17 protein-coding genes and 1 pseudogene are annotated in these 21,147 nt (G+C 36.9%); 13 read left to right on the forward strand and 5 right to left on the reverse strand.

What is annotated here, in order from left to right; genetic code table 11:
• Positions 1-29 precede the first annotated feature (29 nt).
• Positions 30-656 carry an LOG family protein gene (locus tag AC1M9C_RS05190; RefSeq protein ID WP_481953328.1) on the reverse strand — a complete coding sequence of 209 codons (627 nt, stop codon included), beginning with the start codon at positions 654-656 and terminating at the stop codon, positions 30-32.
• A 349-nt stretch (positions 657-1,005) separates the two neighbouring features.
• Between AC1M9C_RS05190 and AC1M9C_RS05195 the strand changes: the two genes are divergently transcribed.
• From AC1M9C_RS05195 to niaP, 4 genes are all read left to right on the forward strand, one after another.
• The gene (locus tag AC1M9C_RS05195) at positions 1,006-2,592 is read left to right on the forward strand and encodes a TerC family protein (protein ID WP_035268121.1); all 1,587 of its coding nucleotides are present in this window, start codon (positions 1,006-1,008) and stop codon (positions 2,590-2,592) included.
• Positions 2,593-2,647: 55 nt separating this feature from the next.
• On the forward strand, positions 2,648-3,115 hold the full coding sequence (locus AC1M9C_RS05200; RefSeq protein WP_373687195.1) for a YchJ family protein: 468 nt from the start codon (positions 2,648-2,650) through the stop codon (positions 3,113-3,115).
• A gap of 61 nt (positions 3,116-3,176) precedes the next feature.
• Positions 3,177-3,821 (forward strand): trimeric intracellular cation channel family protein, encoded by a 645-nt coding sequence (locus AC1M9C_RS05205; RefSeq protein WP_035268119.1) that lies wholly within the window; start codon positions 3,177-3,179, stop codon positions 3,819-3,821.
• A gap of 144 nt (positions 3,822-3,965) precedes the next feature.
• Positions 3,966-5,285, forward strand: coding sequence for a niacin transporter NiaP (gene niaP / locus AC1M9C_RS05210; protein WP_481596093.1), 1,320 nt, complete (start codon positions 3,966-3,968; stop codon positions 5,283-5,285).
• Positions 5,286-5,319: 34 nt separating this feature from the next.
• On the opposite strand, the gene AC1M9C_RS05215 is transcribed toward niaP, so the two are convergent.
• Positions 5,320-7,050, reverse strand: coding sequence for a hypothetical protein (locus AC1M9C_RS05215; protein ID WP_481953329.1), 1,731 nt, complete (start codon positions 7,048-7,050; stop codon positions 5,320-5,322).
• Between the two features lie 244 nt (positions 7,051-7,294).
• Between AC1M9C_RS05215 and parC the strand changes: the two genes are divergently transcribed.
• Together parC and AC1M9C_RS05225 are read left to right on the forward strand one after the other, a co-directional pair.
• Positions 7,295-9,511: a DNA topoisomerase IV subunit A gene (gene parC / locus AC1M9C_RS05220; RefSeq protein WP_180028852.1), complete on the forward strand. Its 2,217-nt coding sequence runs from the start codon at positions 7,295-7,297 to the stop codon at positions 9,509-9,511.
• A 150-nt stretch (positions 9,512-9,661) separates the two neighbouring features.
• Positions 9,662-11,335 carry a long-chain-fatty-acid--CoA ligase gene (locus AC1M9C_RS05225; protein WP_481953330.1) on the forward strand — a complete coding sequence of 558 codons (1,674 nt, stop codon included), beginning with the start codon at positions 9,662-9,664 and terminating at the stop codon, positions 11,333-11,335.
• A gap of 39 nt (positions 11,336-11,374) precedes the next feature.
• Here the strand turns inward: AC1M9C_RS05225 and AC1M9C_RS05230 are convergent, their stop codons facing one another.
• Positions 11,375-11,758: a hypothetical protein gene (locus tag AC1M9C_RS05230; RefSeq protein WP_035268065.1), complete on the reverse strand. Its 384-nt coding sequence runs from the start codon at positions 11,756-11,758 to the stop codon at positions 11,375-11,377.
• Between the two features lie 100 nt (positions 11,759-11,858).
• On the opposite strand from AC1M9C_RS05230, the gene AC1M9C_RS05235 reads away from it, so the two are divergent.
• Positions 11,859-12,257, forward strand: coding sequence for an MAPEG family protein (locus AC1M9C_RS05235; protein ID WP_035268067.1), 399 nt, complete (start codon positions 11,859-11,861; stop codon positions 12,255-12,257).
• A 120-nt stretch (positions 12,258-12,377) separates the two neighbouring features.
• Complete coding sequence (gene ppa, locus AC1M9C_RS05240) at positions 12,378-12,914, forward strand: inorganic diphosphatase (RefSeq protein ID WP_005233448.1); 537 nt, start codon at positions 12,378-12,380, stop codon at positions 12,912-12,914.
• Between the two features lie 101 nt (positions 12,915-13,015).
• Here the strand turns inward: ppa and AC1M9C_RS05245 are convergent, their stop codons facing one another.
• The gene (locus AC1M9C_RS05245) at positions 13,016-14,329 is read right to left on the reverse strand and encodes an OprD family outer membrane porin (protein WP_481591499.1); all 1,314 of its coding nucleotides are present in this window, start codon (positions 14,327-14,329) and stop codon (positions 13,016-13,018) included.
• A 688-nt stretch (positions 14,330-15,017) separates the two neighbouring features.
• On the opposite strand from AC1M9C_RS05245, the gene AC1M9C_RS05250 reads away from it, so the two are divergent.
• Complete coding sequence (locus AC1M9C_RS05250) at positions 15,018-15,758, forward strand: TorF family putative porin (protein WP_035268070.1); 741 nt, start codon at positions 15,018-15,020, stop codon at positions 15,756-15,758.
• 44 nt (positions 15,759-15,802) lie between these two features.
• On the opposite strand, the pseudogene AC1M9C_RS05255 reads toward AC1M9C_RS05250, so the two are convergent.
• Positions 15,803-16,450 (reverse strand): annotated as a pseudogene (locus tag AC1M9C_RS05255) (ATP-binding protein); the annotation flags it as partial.
• Between the two features lie 58 nt (positions 16,451-16,508).
• On the opposite strand from AC1M9C_RS05255, the gene AC1M9C_RS05260 reads away from it, so the two are divergent.
• The 4 genes from AC1M9C_RS05260 to AC1M9C_RS05275 are packed head-to-tail and all read left to right on the forward strand — an operon-like array spanning position 16,509 to position 20,972.
• Positions 16,509-17,180: a TnsA endonuclease N-terminal domain-containing protein gene (locus AC1M9C_RS05260; RefSeq protein WP_481953331.1), complete on the forward strand. Its 672-nt coding sequence runs from the start codon at positions 16,509-16,511 to the stop codon at positions 17,178-17,180.
• Positions 17,177-19,054, forward strand: coding sequence for a transposase (locus AC1M9C_RS05265; RefSeq protein WP_481953332.1), 1,878 nt, complete (start codon positions 17,177-17,179; stop codon positions 19,052-19,054). The genes AC1M9C_RS05260 and AC1M9C_RS05265 overlap by 4 nt, the downstream gene beginning before the upstream one ends.
• Positions 19,051-19,944, forward strand: coding sequence for a TniB family NTP-binding protein (locus tag AC1M9C_RS05270; RefSeq protein ID WP_481953333.1), 894 nt, complete (start codon positions 19,051-19,053; stop codon positions 19,942-19,944). Before AC1M9C_RS05265 ends, AC1M9C_RS05270 begins: the two co-directional genes overlap by 4 nt.
• On the forward strand, positions 19,941-20,972 hold the full coding sequence (locus tag AC1M9C_RS05275; protein ID WP_481953334.1) for a TniQ family protein: 1,032 nt from the start codon (positions 19,941-19,943) through the stop codon (positions 20,970-20,972). The genes AC1M9C_RS05270 and AC1M9C_RS05275 overlap by 4 nt, the downstream gene beginning before the upstream one ends.
• The last annotated feature ends 175 nt before the right edge of the window (positions 20,973-21,147 follow it).

The raw sequence follows: 21,147 nt of genomic DNA on the forward strand, positions 1-21,147 counted from the left end.
ATGCGTAATGCTTTAAAGTCTTGTTGAATTTAGACCACGAATTGTTCAGGGCATTTCATGTTTGCGATGGCATTGATGATTTGATGTGAATGCTCGCATACGATGATTTTTGCCCGATGTTGAGCAGGTAGAAAACCTTCTTCTACTGCATGATCGAGTTGTGCAATCAAGGCATTATAGAATCCATTGACGTTATAAATAATCATTGGTTTTTGGTGTTGATTTAACTGTCCCCAAGTTGCGATTTCTAAGATTTCTTCAAATGTACCTAAACCTCCCGGGAGCGCAACAAAAGCACTAGCACGTTCAGCCATCATGGCTTTGCGTTCATGCATTGTTCTTACCACGTGAAGTTCTGTTAACTGATTATGGGCAACTTCATAATCAAGCATAAATTCAGGAATAACACCAACAACTTCACCATGGTTTTCAATGACTGTATCTGCGACTTGTCCCATTAATCCGATACTTGCACCGCCATATACGATGCCAAATCCTTGCCTTGCAATTTTTTCAGCCAAAGCAATGGCTTTTTGTTGGTAAATAGGGTTATTGCCAAAACGAGAACCACAATAAAGTGCAATAAGGCATTGAGTTGCTTTTGATTTAACTGATGTATCGGTCTCTAAGGTGTTATTAAGAACGCTTGTATTCATATTTATTTACTCACCTTTTTTAAATTAACTTCATCATGCAGTTTAATCTAAGCAAGAAAGGTGACAACTGTATAGATAAATAAGAATTTTTTGAAATATTTTGTAGTTTCATTCTAAAATGATTGATAAAGCCAATCTTGATTCACCGAAAAAATAGTGAATTGCAATAAAATCTTTTCTATACTGAAAATCTGTTCGGCAACCAATACATCAATATGAGTAGTGATCGACATCGCTCAATAGAACAAAATATTATTTATTTTCTAAATTTAAATACTGCATTTATAACTTTGCCTCATCACTTTGGTTTAAATGAATCCCATCTTCCTGAAACGTGGGAGTGTAACTCATGATTTTTGAATGGATGTCTGATCCTTCCGCATGGGTGGGACTCTTAACTTTAATTATTTTAGAAATTGTTCTCGGGATTGATAATCTCGTCTTTATCGCGATTTTGGCGGAAAAACTGCCGCCTGAGCAACGCAATAAAGCCAGAATTTTAGGCTTAACGCTCGCGCTTGGCATGCGCCTAATCCTTTTGGCGTCAATCGCTTGGATTATCACGTTAACGAATCCATTATTCCATATCTTTGATCATCCGTTTTCAGCCCGAGATCTTATTTTGATTTTTGGCGGTATTTTCTTGTTAATGAAGGGAACTTTAGAACTACATGAACGTCTAGAAAGTAAAGTTCATGTTAAAGAAGAAAATCCTGTTCATGCTGCATTTTGGATGGTCATTGTACAGATCGTGGTATTGGATGCAGTGTTCTCACTCGACAGTGTGATTACAGCAGTCGGTATGGTCAAAGATCTTTCGGTCATGATGATCGCCGTAATTATTGCGATAGGAATCATGCTATGGGCCTCTAAAGCCCTCATGGACTTTGTGAATAAGCATCCAACTGTGGTGATTCTGTGTCTATGTTTCTTGATGATGATCGGTTTCTCATTGGTTGTCGAAGGCCTAGGCTTCCACATTCCGAAGGGTTATCTATACGCTGCAATTGGTTTCTCTGTCCTGATTGAGTTTTTAAATCAATTGATGCGCCGTAACCAAGAAAAAACGGTGACAACGACTGATTTACGTTTCAAAACAGCTTCTGCCGTCATTCGTATGCTGGGTGGTAAGTCAAAAACGGCAGATGCTCAATCGGCAAATACGGATGATGTTTTGGCTACCCAAGCGTTGGTAGAGGAAATGTTCTCGGATGAGAATGCGGTATACCAAAGCGTGATGTTGCAAGGAGTATTAGGTTTATCTGAGCGACCAGTCAAATCATTAATGACCCCACGTCCAGAACTCGAATGGATCGATTTAGATGACGATCCTGAAAGTATTAAACATCAAGTGCTTTCTATGAAACATTCACGTTTGATCGTTGCACATGGCGAGCTAGACAATATTGCTGGGGTGGTGCTCACGCATAACGTTTTGAATGACTATATTGAATCAGGCGATTTTAATTTCGAAAAACACATTCGAGAGCCTGTCATTGTCCATGAAAGCGCTCAAGTCTTAATGGTGATGGATCAATTGCGTCAGGCACCCTTACAAATGGCGATTGTGCTCAATGAATATGGTTCCATTGAGGGTATTGCAACACCGATTGATATTTTAGAAGCGATTGCGGGTGAATTCCCGAACGAAAATGAAATAGAAACTGCAGTTGAAAGCTTAGAGGATGGTTCACTCATGCTCGAGGGTTCAACTGATATTCGTCATATTTCATTATTGCTTGATCGTGATTTAGTTGATGAGTCAGAACAGTATTCTACGCTGTCTGGTTATATCTTATTCCATTTAGGACATTTACCTGAAAATGGAGAAACCTTTGAAGCAGAAGGGTATCTATTTGAGGTGGTTACAATGGATGGTCATAAAATCGAAAAAGTACATATTGTACCCATCGTAAAACAAGACCCATCAGAATGATTTAAACTCAGTTAAAATAGCATCTCATTAGGTGCTATTTTTTTTTGGAATATTGATGTCCGAACTCAATTGTCCTTGCGGGCATGGAATTTATACACACTGTTGTGAACCTTTACATCGTGGTCAGCGTGTTGCAGAAAGTGCTGAACAGCTCATGCGTTCTCGCTATAGTGCATTCGCTAAACATGAAATCGACTATATTGTGAGTACCACAGCATCAGGTCAGCAAAGTCATTTAGACATTGCTGCCATTCGGGATTGGGCGATGAGCAATCAGTGGTTAAAATTAGAGGTTATTCAGCATTTACCTCGTCTGGATAAAACCCATGCTCAAGTTGAATTCAAAGCACATTACCAACATGTCGATCAGGTACATGTCCATCATGAAACCTCAAATTTCGTATTCATCAATAGACAGTGGTATTTTTTAGACCCAACGACAGATCAAACTGTGACGATGAAGCAGCCTTGTATTTGTGGATCAGGAAAAAAATTTAAGCAATGTTGTGCGCGATTTCTCTAGAATTAATTTTTAATTAACTTAGAATATTGCGCATTAAAAACCCTCATTTGGAAGTAGGGCAATGTTACTCACCGTTATTTATATTATTGCGATTACTGCGGAAGCGATGACAGGCGCCTTGTCTGCAGGTCGACGAAGTATGGATTGGTTTGGTGTCATTATTATTGCCTGTGTGACTGCTTTGGGCGGAGGATCAGTTCGTGATGTTTTGCTAGGGCACTATCCTTTAACTTGGGTGAAACATCCTGAATATCTAGTACTTACATGTTGTGCAGCATTATTTACGATTTTTATCGCAAAATGGATGCGACATCTACGTTCGGTATTCTTACTTCTAGATGCCTTAGGTCTGATAGGTTTTACCATTATTGGTTGTCAAATTGCGATTCAAATGGAACAGGGTTTCGTGGTTTGTGCAGTGGCAGGTGTATTGACAGGCGTTTCAGGGGGTATTTTACGAGATATCTTATGTAACGATGTGCCTTTAGTCTTCCGTCGCGAACTTTATGCCAGTATTTCTTTTGTTGCGGTCATTTTCTATTGGGGCTGTATCGAAGTCGGTTTTTCACAAGATATCACCATTATTTCTACTCTTGTTTTTGGTTTCACATTGCGTTGTATCGCAATTTACTTTGGCCTTGAAATGCCAAAATTTATTTATAAAGATGATGATGAACAGTCGGCGTCATCAAAAGATGTAAATTAAACTTTTTACACTCATCTTTCAAAATGGCCGATAATGTGATCGGTCATTTTTATATGGTTCTTTAGAAAATAAAAAAAAAGCAGTGTTGAGAAAACAGCGATTGTCATTGGTTGTATTTAAATCACTCCTCACAGAGAGCATGCTATGGATTTAATCTCACGAATACAGCGTTTACCTATTGGTAAATTTCACTACACCTTGTTGTGGGTGATTGGATTAGGCTGGATGTTTGATGCAATGGATACTGGACTAATTTCCTTTATCTTGGCGAAGATGGCTGAAGACTGGCAAATGACGCCTGCTGAAAAAGGTTGGGTTGTATCCATCGGCTTTGTGGGAATGGCGATAGGTGCAGTGTTCTCTGGTGGACTGGCGGATCGAATCGGACGTAAAGCAGTATTTGCTACAACTTTGGTCATCTATAGTATAGCAACAGCTCTTTGTGCTTTCGCACCAAATTTAACATGGTTATTAATCTTTAGATTTATTGTAGGTTTAGGCTTAGGCGGACAGTTACCAGTTGCCGTGACTTTAGTGAGTGAATACATTCCAGCCCATGTTCGTGGTCGCTTTATTGTGTTACTTGAAAGCTTCTGGGGGCTAGGATGGTTATGTGCTGCACTGGTTTCTTATTTTGTCATCCCTAAATTTGACTGGCATGTTGCATTTTTATTGGGTGGTTTGCCTGCACTTTATGTCTTCGTCATTCTAAAAAAAGTTCCGGAATCTGTTCCTTACTTGATCAATCGAGGTCGTATTAATGAAGCGCACGCGATTGTGCAAAAAATCGAGCGACAGTGTGGTGTCGAAGTCATCGAAAAAATTGAAGTGAAACCAGTTTCAACACATTCAAATGTCAGTTTTGGTCAGTTATGGTCAAGCGGTTTCGCTAAGCGCAGTTTAATGCTGTGGTTAATTTGGTTTGGGATTGTTTATTCGTATTACGGTATTTTCACGTGGTTACCAAGTCTTTTAGTCAAAGAGGGATATACCATTGTGCAGTCTTTTGAATATGTTCTCGGGATGATTTTAGCACAATTGCCAGGTTATATTGTCGCGGCATGGCTCGTCGAAAAGTTAGGGCGTAAAGCGACGCTTTCAGGCTTTATTGCAATGTGTGCAGTATCAGCATATTTCTTTGGGCAGGCTGATACCGTAGCGATGATCATGTTCTGGGGATGCTTGATGTCATTCTTTAATCTTGGTGCATGGGGCGTTTTATATACCTACACGCCTGAACAATATCCTGCAAATATTCGTGCTTTCGGATCAGGATGGGCAGCAGCAATTGGGCGTATTGGTGGGATTGTTGCACCTTTAGTGGTTACCCATATGATGGTGGCTTCAAATGGATTTAGCCAAGTATTTATGATGTTTACCGCTGTATTATTGGCAGTTGCAGCCGTGATCTTGGTGCTCGGTGAGGAAACCAAAGGTAAGACACTTGAGTCTATGGGGATGTAAATCAGTGAAAAAAGAGGAGCTAAGCTCCTCTTTTTTAGACCCATTTTTGACGTGCTTTAGTTAAGTCAAAATGTAATGTGTTCGACACTTGCTGAAGATTGAATTTTTCTTTATCTTCAGGGAGTTGAATTAAAATAGGCAAAGCTGATACCCCATTGTCGCCATTGACAAAAGCATAGTGACGCTCAGTCTGATTAATTGAAATCAAACTTTCAAACTCAAGGTACACCGTCGTTTCATCATGTTTTTTGGGCACTTTCACGAGATCTAAATATGCAATTCGTCGATTATTAATTCCAGCCAATTTAAGCGCTTCAAGATCCGATTTTAACTTTTCAGTTTTATCAAACATTTTTTGAAAGAATCCTTTGTTTGATTGGCTTTCGAGTTCTCTTTTTTTCTGATTGAAAGCAATTTGATTGACTTTATGTTGGTCTAGAGCATCGGCAATAATTGTTTTAACTTGCTCAATCGCTGCTTGAGATTTGCTGTGACTTGCCGCATAAGACTCTGCATCTAAACTCACAAAAATAGTATGTCGTCTTTTTTCCATCAATTTTAAATAGGATAAAATTTTATATTCGAAAATTTGAGCTTGAGTATTGAAGGCGATAATGGGTTCACTTGAAAAGTCTTTATAAAAACTCGCAATATCAGAGAACAGACGATGCATACTGATAAAACAATAATCAAACTCATCAGGGTGACGAATTGAATGACGCAGTGCATATTGAAAAGGTTGCAAGATCTCAAGAGTTAAAGCTTTTTCGAAATCTAAAAGGCGCTCGTTAATGACTTGTTCGACTGAAAATCCAGAGGCATCGAGCGGTTTTTTGAGTAACGGTAATAACAGATCAAAATTGACGTTATGAAATTTTTCCATCAGATCCAAAATAGGAGTCGTGATCTGTCGTTGAATCGTAATAATTCGACTGACTTGCCATTTAAATTGTTCTAAATAGCTTGGATCATTTAAGCGTTTCTTATCTAACACCACGCCATTTAGGTAAACTCGATCTTCAAGACCTAGCTTTTCTTCCATTAAAAAGCGGCGGATAGAATATGGGTTCTGTCTAAAGTCATGAATGGTCGCGACCAGATATAAATACTGACTGCTTTCAATGACATCAAAATCACGAATTTTTTGTTCTTGAACAATAAAGTCTTGGAATAATGGATGGCTAATTTGCTTCAGTTGTCTCGGGAGGATGGTTTTGAACCAATAGCCTAAAATTTGATGTTTAATATGAACTTCAAGAATAAAAGTACGAATTTCTTCAGCTGTTAAATGTCGGCAATTATCAGGAACATTTAAGTCGAGTGTTTTGATGATATTTGCAGCATCATATAAAAAAGTTTTTCGTAGGAGTTGTTTGTCTCTAAGAAAACTTTGATCTTCTTCTGTTTCAATACGATCAATTTGATTTTGTACAGTTTCTAAGTAATCGGCGATTTTAATTACGTCTTGATATGATTTAAGCGTTTCTAAAGTGGCTGCGATCTTTTCAGCCAAAGTTCGCATTTTTGGTGAGATTAAATGACTGCTTAAATCCTGAAGACCAACAATGCCCTTAAAAGTGAATGATTGTCGATGTTGATCCCAGTAAATATTCTTCGCAGTCAGGAATTGTTCCTGTATCAGACCTTGTATTGGTGCGGGAACACTATTAAAAATATTTTTTAAACGCGTTTGCCAATGAACATCTAGATTAGGGTCAATTTGAAATAATTTTGAGCGAAGATCATAAGGAATGTAATTATGCATGTTTGTTCCGTTCATACGATGAGCGTATGTAAAATCATTTGTTATAAAGTTGTGTTTTGATTATTGTATATTCAATAAAATTAATTGGATACAAGAAAAAAGTCCAATTTAAAATGAAATAAAACCAACTGGCCTTTTTTTTGTTATTTTATCTTTACAAAGTGTCCAACCTTGCTTGTTCTTCGCAGTTTGGGAGACTAGCATACACCCTTAAACTATTCATTCATTAGGATTTCACGATTCAATGACAAGCCTTGCGCACCAAGCGACAGAGAATCGTTCTGTAGCAGAATTTACAGAACAAGCTTACCTAAACTATGCGATGTACGTGATTATGGATCGTGCATTGCCTCATATTAGTGACGGATTAAAACCTGTACAACGCCGTATCGTATATGCGATGAGCGAGCTTGGTCTAAAGCATAGTGGTAAACCCAAAAAATCAGCACGTACAGTTGGTGATGTTTTAGGTAAATATCATCCGCATGGTGATTCTGCTTGTTATGAAGCAATGGTCTTAATGGCACAGCCATTTAGTTATCGTTATCCATTTATTGAAGGGCAGGGCAACTGGGGATCACCAGATGATCCAAAGTCGTTTGCTGCAATGCGATACACCGAGGCCAAACTATCACAATATAGTGAAGTCCTGCTCTCTGAGTTAGGTCAAGGAACTGTCGACTGGCAAGATAACTTTGATGGTTCATTAAAAGAGCCTGTAAATTTACCAGCACGCGTACCGAATATTCTTTTAAATGGTACGACGGGAATTGCGGTGGGAATGGCAACAGATATTCCACCACACAATTTACGGGAAGTTGTTAAGGGTACAATTGCACTGATTCGTAACCCGAATTTGTCTGATGAAAAAGTTGCTGAATATATTCCTGGTCCAGACTTACCGACTCAAGCAGAAATTATTACACCTGCTGATGAATTACTGAAATTACAAAGCACTGGGCGCGGCAGTTATCGCATGCGTGCGGTATATTCGGTTGAAAAAAATGAAATTGTCATCAGTGAATTACCATATCAGGTTTCTGGCTCTAAAATTATCAGCCAAATTGCTGATCAAATGCAGGCAAAAAAATTACCGTTGGTAAGTGATGTACGAGATGAATCAGATCATCAATGTCCAACACGTTTGGTAATTGTCTTGCGTTCAAATCGTATCGATGCAGATGCGGTCATGAGCCATTTATTTGCTACGACCGATCTCGAGTCGAGCTACCGCGTCAATATGAATATGATTGGTGCTGATGGTCGTCCACAAGTAAAATCTATCCGTCGTATTTTGTTGGAATGGATTGAAATTCGTAAAACGACTGTGACGAGACGTTTGCAATACCATTTGAATAAAATTGAAAAACGTCTACATATTCTGGCTGGGCTTTTAATTGCGTATTTAGATATTGATACGGTAATTCGCATTATTCGTGAGGAAGATCATCCGAAAGAAGTCTTAATGTCACATTTCGGTATTGATGAAATTCAAGCCGAAGCCATTCTAGAGCTTAAATTACGTCATTTGGCGCGTCTCGAAGAAATGGAAATTCGCCGTGAACAAGAAGAGCTTGAAGCTCGAGCAGCCGTGATTCGAGAGCAATTGGCGAATCCTGAATCTTTAAAAAATCTGATCATTTCAGAATTAAAAGAAGATGCGAAAAAGTTTGGTGATGATCGCCGATCTCCAATTGTTCAGCGTGAAGAAGCGACCGCGATTAGTGAACAAGATTTGATGCCAGCTGATCCTGTCACTGTCATTTTATCGGAAGCGGGTTGGATTCGCTGTGCGAAAGGACATGAGATCGATCTAGATAAAGTCAATTTCCGTGCAGGAGATCAATATTTAAGTCATGCACAAGGTAAATCTAATCAAAAAGTGTATGTATTAGATCAATCTGGTCGAAGTTACGCATTACCAATTACAGGATTACCTTCAGCGCGCGGCTTAGGTGAACCATTAAGCTCGAAATTATCGCCAGCAAATGGAGTAAATTTCCAACAAATTCTGATTGCTGAAGATGAGGTAGAAATATTAGCGATCAGCTCCAAAGGATATGGTTTTAAAACACAAGCGAAACAATTGGACACCAATGCTAAAGCGGGTAAAGCGTTTTTAACGCTTGCAGATGACGCAAGCGCAATGCCATTGCAACAAATTGATGGTACACATATCGCTGTACTCAGCAGTTCTGGACGATTATTACTGACAGAGCTGACAGAATTACCAATGCTCAATAAAGGAAAAGGTAATAAATTGATGCAGTTGGATGCAAAGGAACGCATTGTGTCTATGACAACACTTAACTTGGATGATGTGCTTCAGGTCGTTGCTGGACAACAACAATTGAAATTAAAAGGTGATGATCTGCTGAAATACATCGGTAAACGTGCTTCAAAAGGGCAGGTATTACCACGAGGTTATCAAAAAGCAAATAAACTCTTCATTCAAAGATAAAGCTAGCATCTAGTCGACAAAATACGTTATATATGAAATGTATTTATGGCTATGGATGCTTTATTGAGCAATAAATTAAATAAGATGCTCAATACATTATCGAAAAGAAGAGTTTAAAACCAAGTATTACTAATTGGAGAATATGGCATTATGGAAAAGATTTGGTTCGCTGAATACCAAAAAACTGGAATTCCACAAACAGTAGAATTACCACCAGAAAATACCTCTCTTGTTGATATTTTTGAGAGAAACTTCCAGAAATTTGGTTCGCGTGATGCTTTTATCTTTATGGATAAAACATTAACGTTCAATGAACTTGATACGGCGAGCCGTCAATTTGCAGCCTATCTTCAAAGCCTTGGTTTAGCAAAAGGTTCTCGCGTAGCGGTCATGATGCCAAACGTACTGCAATATCCAGTGGTAGCACTTGGTGTGTTCCGTGCGGGCTTAGTTCTTGTAAACGTGAACCCACTTTACACAGCTCGTGAACTTGAGCATCAACTGAATGACTCTGGCACTGAAGCACTTGTGATTATTGAAAACTTTGCTTCTGTTTATCAATCAATTATTGGTAAAACGCCAGTTAAGCATGTGATCGTGGCGACTGTAGGTGATATGTTAGGTACCTTAAAAGGTACACTCGTGAATTTTGTTTTACGTAAAGTGCGTAAGCAAATTCCAGCTTGGAATATCCCAGGACACGTGAAATTCACGACTGCGATGTCTAAAGGCAGTTCTGCACATTATAAGCGTCCAGCAACAACGTTGAGCGACACTGCTGTATTGCAATATACAGGTGGTACAACAGGCGTATCAAAAGGTGCGGAATTAACACATCGCAACCTTGTTGCAAACTTAATGCAAGCAGACGGTATTTTCCAATCTAAATTTGGTGCTCAAGATGGTGCGAGCGACGATCGCATTTTCTGCGCATTACCGCTATATCATATCTTTGCATTCATGGTTTGTGCACTTTATGGTATGTACAAGGGTCAAGCAAACGTATTGATTCCTAACCCTCGTGATCTCCCTGCAGTCATTAAAGAGCTACGCAAATATCAGCCTGGTTTCTTCCCAGCAGTGAATACTTTATTCAACGCACTCGTTCATAATGAAGAATTCAAACAACTTGACCATAGCAAATTAAAAATGGCGATGGGTGGTGGTATGGCTGTATTGCCTTCAACTGCTGCAGCTTGGAAAAAAATCACAGGTACAAATATTATTGAAGGCTATGGTCTTTCTGAAACTTCACCTATTGCAACGGCAAACCCACCGGCATCTGAAGAGTTTAGCGGTACGATTGGTATCCCATTACCTTTAACGGATGTCGCTGTATTGGATGACGATGGCAATGAAGTTCCACAAGGTGAGCAAGGTGAGATTTCAATTCGTGGTCCTCAAGTCATGAAAGGCTATTGGAACCGACCAGATGAAACAGCTAAGGTGATGACCGCAGATGGTTTCTTCCGTACTGGTGATATCGGTATCATGGATGCTCGTGGTTACTTCAAGATTGTTGATCGTAAGAAAGATATGATCTTGGTATCAGGCTTTAACGTATACCCATCTGAAATCGAGGAAGTGATTGCAACACATCCTAAAGTACTCGAGGTTGCAGCGATTGGTGTAGCTGATGAAAAATCAGGTGAAGTGCCTAAGCTGTTTGTTGTGAAGAAAGATCCATCATTAACAACAGAAGAAGTATTAGCTTTTGCGAAAGAAAACTTAACAGGATATAAGCGTCCTCGTTATGTTGAATTCATGGATGAATTGCCAAAATCGAATGTCGGTAAAATCCTTCGTAAAGATTTACGCAAATAATTCAAATAAAAAAAGCGCCGTAAGGCGCTTTTTTTTATTTTATTCTTTCATTAGCCAACGGTCGATATAAGGTCGCGCTGTTGCAATAATAAATGTGAATGTCAGCATTGTACCTAAATGACGCCCTACAGCAGAACTCGGTAACTGTCCTGAATAACTGAAGTAAATATCAACTAAGCTATATACAGAAATAATGCTCAGCCAGATCCATTTATTCGCTCGTTTAATCCCGACTGCGATAAAGGCGATGATGAGAACCAGCAATGTGCCGAGAGTCGATTGCCAATTCATATTGGCACAAATTACGCTGATCAAGAAAGCCATAATCGGAAGAACGATATAAAGCACACGATCGACACGTTTTTGATGTTGCTTTTGTAACTCGAGAACATCAAATAACTTTTTTTGGTCAGAATTGGTCATGCCATTACTCAGAATTTTAATAAACAAAATAATTTAACTAAAATTATCGCACAAACATCATGCTAAGATAAAACCAGCTTAAATCATTGGACTGAAATCCATGCACGGTATTGAAGGTGTTATTTACCTTATTTTAATTGCTTGTTTACTCCCTTATTTATTTACAGTCATTGCTAAAATTGCAGGTGGTTTCAAAGGGCAGGATAATCAAAATCCGCGTGAATTCATGTCTAAAACCACAGGCTTAGCGGCTCGAGCAAATGCAGCTCAGCAAAATAGCTTTGAAAGTTTGCCATTATTTATTGCGGCAGTTTTGATGGCTGAGTATATGGTTGTTCAACAACAATTGGTGATTCTATTAGGTTCGGCGTATATCGTCTTACGAATCATCTATGGGATTTGTTATTTATGTAATTGGGCGACCCTTAGATCAATTGTTTGGTTCTTATCAATGCTTTGTCCGATCTTATTGCTTTTATTAATTATTCGATTGCTCTAAGAAAAACAGACTAACACCATACCTAAAATACATCTTCAGCTTGTATAATCGAATGATGATTGCTGAATAAAGCGTTATAATCACCCCATTTTAATGAACACTGACAGTAAAGAGTTTGCTATGAGCTACAGTAATATCCCTGCAGGTAAAGATGCACCAAACGATATCTATGTAATTATCGAGATCCCTGCAAATGCAGCACCAATTAAATATGAAATTGATAAAGATTCAGATGCACTTTTCGTAGATCGTTTCATGGGTACTGCAATGTTCTACCCAGCAAACTACGGTTATGTACCAAATACATTATCTCTTGATGGCGATCCATTAGACGTATTAGTTGTTACTCCACATCCTGTAGAACCAGGTTCGGTTATCCGTTGCCGTCCAGTGGGTAAATTAAATATGGAAGATGATGGTGGTGTTGATGCGAAACTTGTCGCTGTACCACACGATAAATTAACGCCAATCTATAAAGATGTTCAAGAATATACTGACCTTCCTCCTTTATTGATTAGTCAAATTGAACATTTCTTCCAACACTACAAAGACTTAGAGCCAGGTAAGTGGGTCAAGTTAAGTGGTTGGGAAGGTGCAGATGTTGCTAAACAAGAAGTGTTAAGCTCAATTGCTGCTTATGCAGAAGCAAACAAATAATTTGCCTGATGTATAAATAAAGCTACAAACTTTGATCTTGTAGCTTTTATAAAAAACCTGCACAAAGTGCAGGTTTTTTTATTGATCTTTTTAGTTGAAAATTAGAATAATTTCACGGGAATGTCTAACCAAATACGCCATTCGTTGGTGTCGCCGATATAAGCACTTTGATATTCATCACTTGCACGGTAGTAAGAGTGACGAACACGTAAGCTTGCATCTTTAGCAAAACCAGATTGGACTGTATATTTCACTTGATTAAAGAATTCACGTTCCTGTGCATCATTGGTTAGCAATACTGAGCGGTCAGTACCCCCTGCAGATACATCAATATCCCATCCATAAACAAATGCCGAAGTCCATGACAGACCAGGAACATTTAATGCGCCAAAATCATAGGTATATTGTAGCTGTAAAGATTTTTCATCATTACCAATAAAATCAGATAAATACGAGTTAGGCATATAAATCGTTTGATGGCCATCACCAACACCTTTGCCCAAACCATAGTCATAACCTGTATTACCTGTATTTTGTTGGTAAGCAAGCATTACATTGTGTGGACCAGTATTGTAAGTTGTTGAAATTGCCCAAATATTATTGCTTAAGTTGTTGAAATCATTTGAAGTATGAGAATAAGTATATGCTGTATTATTTGGTGCAGCATCCCATTCAGTACGATATGCACTGAAATCGTGAGTCAACTTACCTTTAGCCACGGCATAACTATAGTTGGCATTCACATAGTGACGTTCTAAACGATCTTTAATGTCTGTACCATAATAAGACGCATTGAGAGCATCACCAAAGTTATATTTAGCGCCCCAAACAACCGCGCGATCTAATTCATTTCCATCGGTATTGATTTGACTAGAACGTTGGTTTTCAGTAAATTTACCAGCAACCAAAGTCAAATTATCGATTTCATTACTTTGGATTAACAAGCCAGTGTAATATTCAGGTACCAAACGAGCTGTATTACTTGCAAGAACAGGTAAATCTAAAATCTGAGTCCCATAAGTAGCTGTGGTGTTCGACATACGAGCTTTGATGAAAGCACCACCTCTTGCCCAATGATCATAAGCATGACCATTATTATCGACTGGAATCATGTCATTACCGGTATGGGCATTATCACCTAATTTGAAAGACCCATCACCAATAACACCAACACCGAAACCAACGATACCTTTCGTGAAACCAGACTCAATTTTAACCATGGCTGTTTGAGCTGCTGAGCTGGTATCTTCGACACCGTTCTTTTTATCACGATGCAAGAAACCTGTACGGAATAATACTGATCCTTCAGCATCTTCTACGAATCCCTTTGATTCACTTTGCTCACTCGCAAATGCAGTAGAAATTAAAGCAGTTTGAATAAGAACTGCTAAGCTTAGTTTTTGGAATTTTTGCATTGGGAGAGAGCCTCATACAAAATGATTATGGTTAATGTTTAGTATTTGTATACGTAATGTATAACAAAATTGGCTCTATTATTCACAATTTCGCACCTAAAGTCATAAGCAAAAAGTATATAAATTAAACTAAGTTGTGAATTATTAAAGATTAAAATTATTATAAAATTAAATTTAACTATTAATAACATATATTTATTTTTAACCTGATATTCTTTTTTTTATTTAATTTAGTCAATCTGGCACGTTTTTTTTTGTAACATCAGAAGTAAATAAGGATGAATAAAGGATTTTAAATAAGAATGATATTTATTCAGTTCATTTTCATTTAATTTTAATGTGGTTCAGACATCATTGGCTTTTCATGCCGCACTAAATTGATACTCGAATTTTAAATTTGTTTAAAAAATAGCCTTAAAATGAGGCAAGTTGTAAATGAATGTGTGATCTAAAAAGATATATCTTTAACTGAAGGGGATCATCACAAAAAATTGCTTTAAGTATTTTTAAAAATAAGAAATTTAAATAAATATACTAATAAAATCATTAATTTAAATTATTTTATCTCGTTGTTTTAATTCCTTTGTATCTAGACACCTTTAACTTTGGCATAGCTATTGCTAATTCACATATGAGTTCAACAAATAAACCGAAAAAGCATCTAATCATGATGTGGGGGAACATAAATATGAAATTAGCAATTCAAGCATTGGGTCTAGCAGTTGTAGCATCTGCATCAACATTTACTTTTGCTGAAGCACCAACTTCACCGCATTCTGTATCAGGTAATATCAGTGTTTTATCAAGTTATATATTGCGTGGTAATACGGCAGCTCCTGAAAATACTGAAGCTACATTACAAGGTGGATTAGACTATAGCCATAGTTCTGGATTGTACGCAGGGTGGTGGACATCTACGTTAGGTACAGATGCTTACGGTACTAACAATCCAATGGAAAATAATTTTTATGTGGGTTACAACGGTTCAATCAATGAAAACACTGGTTTTACTGTAGGTACAACTTATTACTATTATTATGACGTTGAAACCTCAGTTTATGATGGCTTTGAATTATTACTCGGTCTGAATTACAAAGATGTCGGAGTAACTGCTCAAACTTTGTTGGAGGATACAGGTTGGGGGAACGCTGGAGACACATATTTAAAAGCTACATATAGTTATCCTCTACCAAACGATTTTAGCTTGGACACAGCTTTGGGTTTATATGTTTATGAAAAAGACGGTAAGTATGTTGCAGAAACACCAGAGTCAGAAAGTTTTAATTTCCGTCACTTTGATATTGGTCTAAGTAAAGCTTTAGGGGAAACAGGTGTCACAGCAAGCATGAATTATATTATTGGTGGTGATGATCGTTATGGAAACAATTTAAAGAATAAAATGGTATTAGCATTGGGTTATAGCTTCTAAACTCAACTCAATTAAAAAAGGCGACTCAACTGAGTCGCTTTTTTTTATTCCTGTTTACGATAAGAGAGTGCTTCAGTTAAGTGAGCTGTTTGTATGTGTTCAGAACACGCTAAGTCAGCAATTGTACGAGCGACACGTAAGATTCGGTGGTAAGAACGTGCTGATAAATTCAAACGTTGTTGAGCCATAGCGATAATCTTTTTTGCAGAATCATCTAGTTGAGCCACTTGATCAAGCTGTTGAGAACTTAGATTTTGATTTGTCACACCTTGTCGTTGAATTTGCAACTCATAGGCCTGAATCACCCGTTTTCTGACGGTTTCAGAATTCTCCATCGGTGTAGTGCTTTGCATGTCTTGAGGAGGTAAAGGTGGCACATCAATATGTAAGTCAATCCGATCTAGTAGAGGGCCAGAAATTCGATTTTGATAGCGCTTAATTGATTCAGGTGAACATTGACAACGACTGTCTTGATTGAAGGCATATCCACATGGACATGGATTCATTGCAGCGACAAATTGAAAATTAGCCGGGAAAGTAATTTGTCTTGATGCTCTGGAAATGACGATTTCTTTCGACTCAAGAGGCTGCCTCAATACTTCTAAGACTTTTCGGTCAAACTCAGGTAATTCATCGAGAAAAAGTACACCTAAATGGGCTAAGGTGATCTCACCTGGTCGAGGGTGTGATCCACTGTAAAAAACATAAATAAATGCGAATATAGTACAGTTTTTACAGGAATAAATGCGAATGAATTCACAACAAAAAAAGCCCGTTCGAAAAATTGCGATTGGAACTAGTTCCATAAGAGGAACTATTCCAACACTAGGTCAATATGAGTCATCTTTAGAAAGAGACTTTATGGAGCTAGTTAGATTTGATAATAATGTTGAATTGTATACTCCACAACCTGTAAAAATAAGCTTTCGTGATAGATCTGGTAGAAAAACAACCTATGTTCCAGATGGTTTAATTGAATATAGGCATGACCTTTTTCCTGCGAGTGAACTAAAGCCAGTGTTGTGTGAAATTAAATATAGAGATGATTTTAGGAAGGATTGGAAAAGGTTGATTGACTGTTTTAAAGCAGCAAAAGTTTATGCATTAGAGCAAGGTTGGGTTTTTAAAGTTTACACAGAATTTGAAATTAGAACTAATTATTTAAAAAATATAAAATTTTTAATCGAATATAGGAATGAAATAAGCCCAGTTAGTGTTGAAGATAACATTTTGATCAAGTTGGAGGAATTACGTATCTCAGATCCTGAAACTTTATTAGTGAGCTTATTTAGAGATCCTTGGGTGAGGGCGGATGCAATAAGGGTATTATGGAGGCTGATAGCTTTAAGGCGGATAGGATGTGATTTGACTGAAGTCTTAACTATGCGTTCTAAGATTTGGACAATGGAATCAAGGTCATGAACAGACTAATACCTGGGACAGTTGTTACATGGAATCATGTAGAGTATTACTTATTAGATTTTGTCGGTTTAAACAAAGCTATTTTACGTAATAAAATAACGAAGCAATCAGATATAGCACCTATAAATGAATTAAAAATTTTAAATGAATGTGAAAGCCAAATTAGACAAGACTTGCCATTAGTTTCAGATGCTGATTGGCAAAAAGCATGGGATAAGTATCTTCTTATAAAACCTCTTCTAGATTTAGAAAAAAATGAAAGAACATTAGAACAAGTTGAAAGTGTTGCAACAAAAGCCAAAAAGAATGTTGCAACCATTTATAGATGGCTTAATAAATTAGAAGAAACAGGACGAGTCAGTACATTATTAAGAAAACCAAGAAACGATATCAAAAAGTCTCGTTTAGAAAGTAAAACACAAGAGTTTGTTGATGATGTAATTTCAAAATTTTATTTGACTAGTCAAAGAAGAAGTGTGGCTGAAACTTGTTTGGAAGTACAAAGATTATGCTTTGAAAATGAGATAGTTGCACCTCATCCAAATACTATTAGAAATCGCATTCAAGAACTCTCTGAAAAAGACGTAGTTAGTGCAAGATTCGGTAGCAAAATTGCTAGAGAAAAGTTTCAGCCAATTAGAGGGAGTTTTCCTGGAGCAGATTTTCCTTTAGCTGTTGTTCAAATGGATCATACGCCTGTTGATCTTATTTTGGTTGATGATAAAGATAGATTACCAATAGGTCGACCGTATTTAACGATCGCAATTGATTGCTTCTCTAGGATGATAACTGGCTTCTATATCACATTAGAAGCACCAGGAGCATTATCTGTGGGCTTATGTATTTCGCACTCAATTATGACTAAAGATATATGGTTGGCTAAATTTGGTATTGCAACTCCATGGCCAATTTGGGGCAAAATGAGAAAAATCTATGTGGATAATGCCAAAGAGTTTCGAGGTGCCATGCTTGAGCGTGCGTGTCAAGAACATGGCATTATTTTGGAACATAGACCTAAGGGGTTGCCAAATTATGGAGGGCATGTTGAAAGAGCATTTCGTACTTTTATGTCAAAAACTCACTCTATATCGGGCACAACCTTTTCTAATGTTCAGCATAAGAAAAATTATGATTCAGAAAAAATGGCAAGTATGACATTAAGTGAATTTGAACATTGGTTCACGATTTTTATCGTGCAGGTTTACCATCAGAAATCACATAAAGGTATTAGTGATATACCACCTATAAAATTATATGAACAAGCTATTCTTGGTACTGAAAATTACCCTGGAATTGGCTTGCCAATCCCTATAAATAATGAAGAAAAACTTAGACTAGACTTCATGCCTTATGTAGAACGAACGATTCAAGAATATGGTGTTCTTATAGATAATATTCATTATTACAGTGATGTACTTAGAGTGTGGATTCATGCGAGAGATGAACAAAATTCAAAATTAAAAAGAAAATTTATATTTGCACGAGATCCTCGTGATATTAGTGTTGTGTATTTTTTGGATCCACATTCAAAAAATTATGTATCTATACCTTATCGAGATATTTCAAGACCCCCAATAAGTTTATGGGAGTTAAAAGCTGTCATAAAAAGACTAGAAGAAAATGAAGGGTTACAGCCTAATGAAGAACTCATTTTTGATGGTATAAAAAGAATGCGTGAAATTGAAGTTTTAGCGATTCAGAAAACAAAAAATGCTAAAGCTGCAAGGAGGAACAAACAACGAAAGGTTGCTTGGAATAAACCAATCCATAAAGAAGAAATGAATATTGAAAAAATGGATAAAGATTATGATCAATATGTTGGTTACCCAGCTGATCAAATTACACCATTTGATGAAATTGAGGAAAACTTGTGAAACAAATAGACCATCTTTCAGAAGTGGCATCCCAAATATTAAATACATCAAATGAAGAACGAATAGCTCATATTCTGAAGCACAAGTGGATTGGATACCCTTCTGCACAAAGGATTTTGGATCAACTTGAGGATTTGTTATTACACCCTAAGCAGTCCCGAATGCCTAATTTATTGATCACTGGTGAGACAAATAATGGTAAAACCTTACTTATTGAGAGGTTTAGACAATTACACCCTGCCGATCCTAATCTAGATGGAGTTGCTGTTCGGATCCCCGTTCTTTATGTTCAATCACCTCCAAGTCCTGACGAAAGAGGTTTGTACAATAATATTTTAGCTTTATTGTTTCGTAGTTTAAAAGCTTCTGAGTCTACAGATCAAAAAAGGCAACGAGTAATAACTATATTACAGCAAGTAAATTTAGGGATGATTGTAATTGATGAAATTCAGCACTTATTAGCTGGTCCATCCCTAAAGCAAAGAAATTTTTTAAATGTAATTAAATATTTGGGCAATGAACTTAATGTTCCTATTGTTGGGGTTGGTACAGCAGATGCTATAAGAGCACTTCAAGTAGATCCTCAGGTTCAAAATAGATTTATGCCAGCTGTATTGCCAAAATGGGAATTAAATACTGATTTAGCAAGACTTTTAGCTAGTTTTGAAAGAATCATTCCTTTAAGAAATCCATCAATGCTTACAGAAAAGGAACTTGCTACTAAATTGTTATATATGTCAGGTGGAACAATTGGTGAATTATCTCAACTTTTAAATAGAGCTGCAATTTGGGCAATTAGAAATGATAGAGAAAAAATAGATATTTTAGCCTTAGAAAAATGCGGTTATGTCCGACCAGCAGATAGAAAATCTTCCGTTTCGAGGATATGAAAAATTTATTTGGAGAATCTGATAAGTTCTTACCGATTCATCCTAAACCTTATATTGGAGAAATTCTATCATCTTGGATGCTTAGGCTTGCTCATGCTAATAGTATTAAAGCTCACACGTTATATTCATCATATTTTGGTCATGATAAGCAGATATGGAATAGGGATATTGATGTTTTTGCGCCAGATTGGTTAATACATGGGTTGATGGAGCTTTCAGGTGCAACTTTTCAAGATGTGTATGCTACAACACTAAAAAAATATGAAGGGTATGTGTACGATAATATTGTAGTTAAAACAAATACTCATTTGTTACTATCGCAAGGTATTTATCATCGTCTAAGACGGCTTCATGGTCTGCAATATTGCCCAAGTTGTTTGGCTGAAAATCACATATCATACTTTCGAAGTGTTTGGAGATTAGCATTTTATACAGTTTGCCCAGTGCACAATTGCTTACTAAGAGATTCATGTCCAAATTGCGATGCACCAATAATTATTTTCCGTGGTGATATCGGTTATAAGAATGAAGTAACACGGCATTCAGTGAGGTTTTGCCATCAATGTTTAACTGATTTAGCAGAAGAAAAACAAAAGTGTTGGAATGCTATAGATACAGAAGTTTATGGTGCGATGAGAGTTTTATTGGATGCACCAAATAAAGGCTTTACTATGCATCCATTACCAATAATTCATTATTCGCAGTTATTTTTTAAAATTTTTCGACAAATTTTAATGCTCCTTATTAGTGCAAGATCAAATCCTCGGGCAAGATTCAATATAGTTGATTTAGAGAAAGATCTTGGGATCAATAATGAGTTAGTAGATTTTACAAATAAGCCTAAACGATCTTTTGAAAGTTTGAGACATTCTGAGCGACACTACTTAGTACAAATTGCCCTGTGGTTACTTTGTGATTGGCCTTATAGAATTAAGTATTATATTGATTTCTGGAAAGTTATTCCTTCATTGATAATGCAGGATATGAAATATAGACCATATTTGTTTGAAAGTATTTTTAGAGATTAGTACAAAAGAAGAGAAAAGACATTGTGTTATCGAAACGCAGTATCAGTTAAAAAATGATTTTAGTTATGAAAAGTATAAAATAGTTTATAAAAAATCTAATTTTATTTATAAATATATTTAAAAATGAATATTTGTCTGATATTTTGTTATATAATAATTAAAATTAGTTATAGTT

It is taken from the genome of Acinetobacter sp. 24-47-39 (assembly GCF_056783825.1).

Bases quoted from the DNA above. Each gene is read 5' to 3' on its own strand.
- AC1M9C_RS05190 (WP_481953328.1), bottom strand. From the start codon at position 656: ATGAATACAAGCGTTCTTAATAACACCTTAGAGACCGATACATCAGTT.
- AC1M9C_RS05195 (WP_035268121.1), top strand. From the start codon at position 1,006: ATGATTTTTGAATGGATGTCTGATCCTTCCGCATGGGTGGGACTCTTA.
- AC1M9C_RS05200 (WP_373687195.1), top strand. From the start codon at position 2,648: ATGTCCGAACTCAATTGTCCTTGCGGGCATGGAATTTATACACACTGT.
- AC1M9C_RS05205 (WP_035268119.1), top strand. From the start codon at position 3,177: ATGTTACTCACCGTTATTTATATTATTGCGATTACTGCGGAAGCGATG.
- niaP (WP_481596093.1), top strand. From the start codon at position 3,966: ATGGATTTAATCTCACGAATACAGCGTTTACCTATTGGTAAATTTCAC.
- AC1M9C_RS05215 (WP_481953329.1), bottom strand. From the start codon at position 7,050: ATGCATAATTACATTCCTTATGATCTTCGCTCAAAATTATTTCAAATT.
- parC (WP_180028852.1), top strand. From the start codon at position 7,295: ATGACAAGCCTTGCGCACCAAGCGACAGAGAATCGTTCTGTAGCAGAA.
- AC1M9C_RS05225 (WP_481953330.1), top strand. From the start codon at position 9,662: ATGGAAAAGATTTGGTTCGCTGAATACCAAAAAACTGGAATTCCACAA.
- AC1M9C_RS05230 (WP_035268065.1), bottom strand. From the start codon at position 11,758: ATGACCAATTCTGACCAAAAAAAGTTATTTGATGTTCTCGAGTTACAA.
- AC1M9C_RS05235 (WP_035268067.1), top strand. From the start codon at position 11,859: ATGCACGGTATTGAAGGTGTTATTTACCTTATTTTAATTGCTTGTTTA.
- ppa (WP_005233448.1), top strand. From the start codon at position 12,378: ATGAGCTACAGTAATATCCCTGCAGGTAAAGATGCACCAAACGATATC.
- AC1M9C_RS05245 (WP_481591499.1), bottom strand. From the start codon at position 14,329: ATGCAAAAATTCCAAAAACTAAGCTTAGCAGTTCTTATTCAAACTGCT.
- AC1M9C_RS05250 (WP_035268070.1), top strand. From the start codon at position 15,018: ATGAAATTAGCAATTCAAGCATTGGGTCTAGCAGTTGTAGCATCTGCA.
- AC1M9C_RS05260 (WP_481953331.1), top strand. From the start codon at position 16,509: ATGAATTCACAACAAAAAAAGCCCGTTCGAAAAATTGCGATTGGAACT.
- AC1M9C_RS05265 (WP_481953332.1), top strand. From the start codon at position 17,177: ATGAACAGACTAATACCTGGGACAGTTGTTACATGGAATCATGTAGAG.
- AC1M9C_RS05275 (WP_481953334.1), top strand. From the start codon at position 19,941: ATGAAAAATTTATTTGGAGAATCTGATAAGTTCTTACCGATTCATCCT.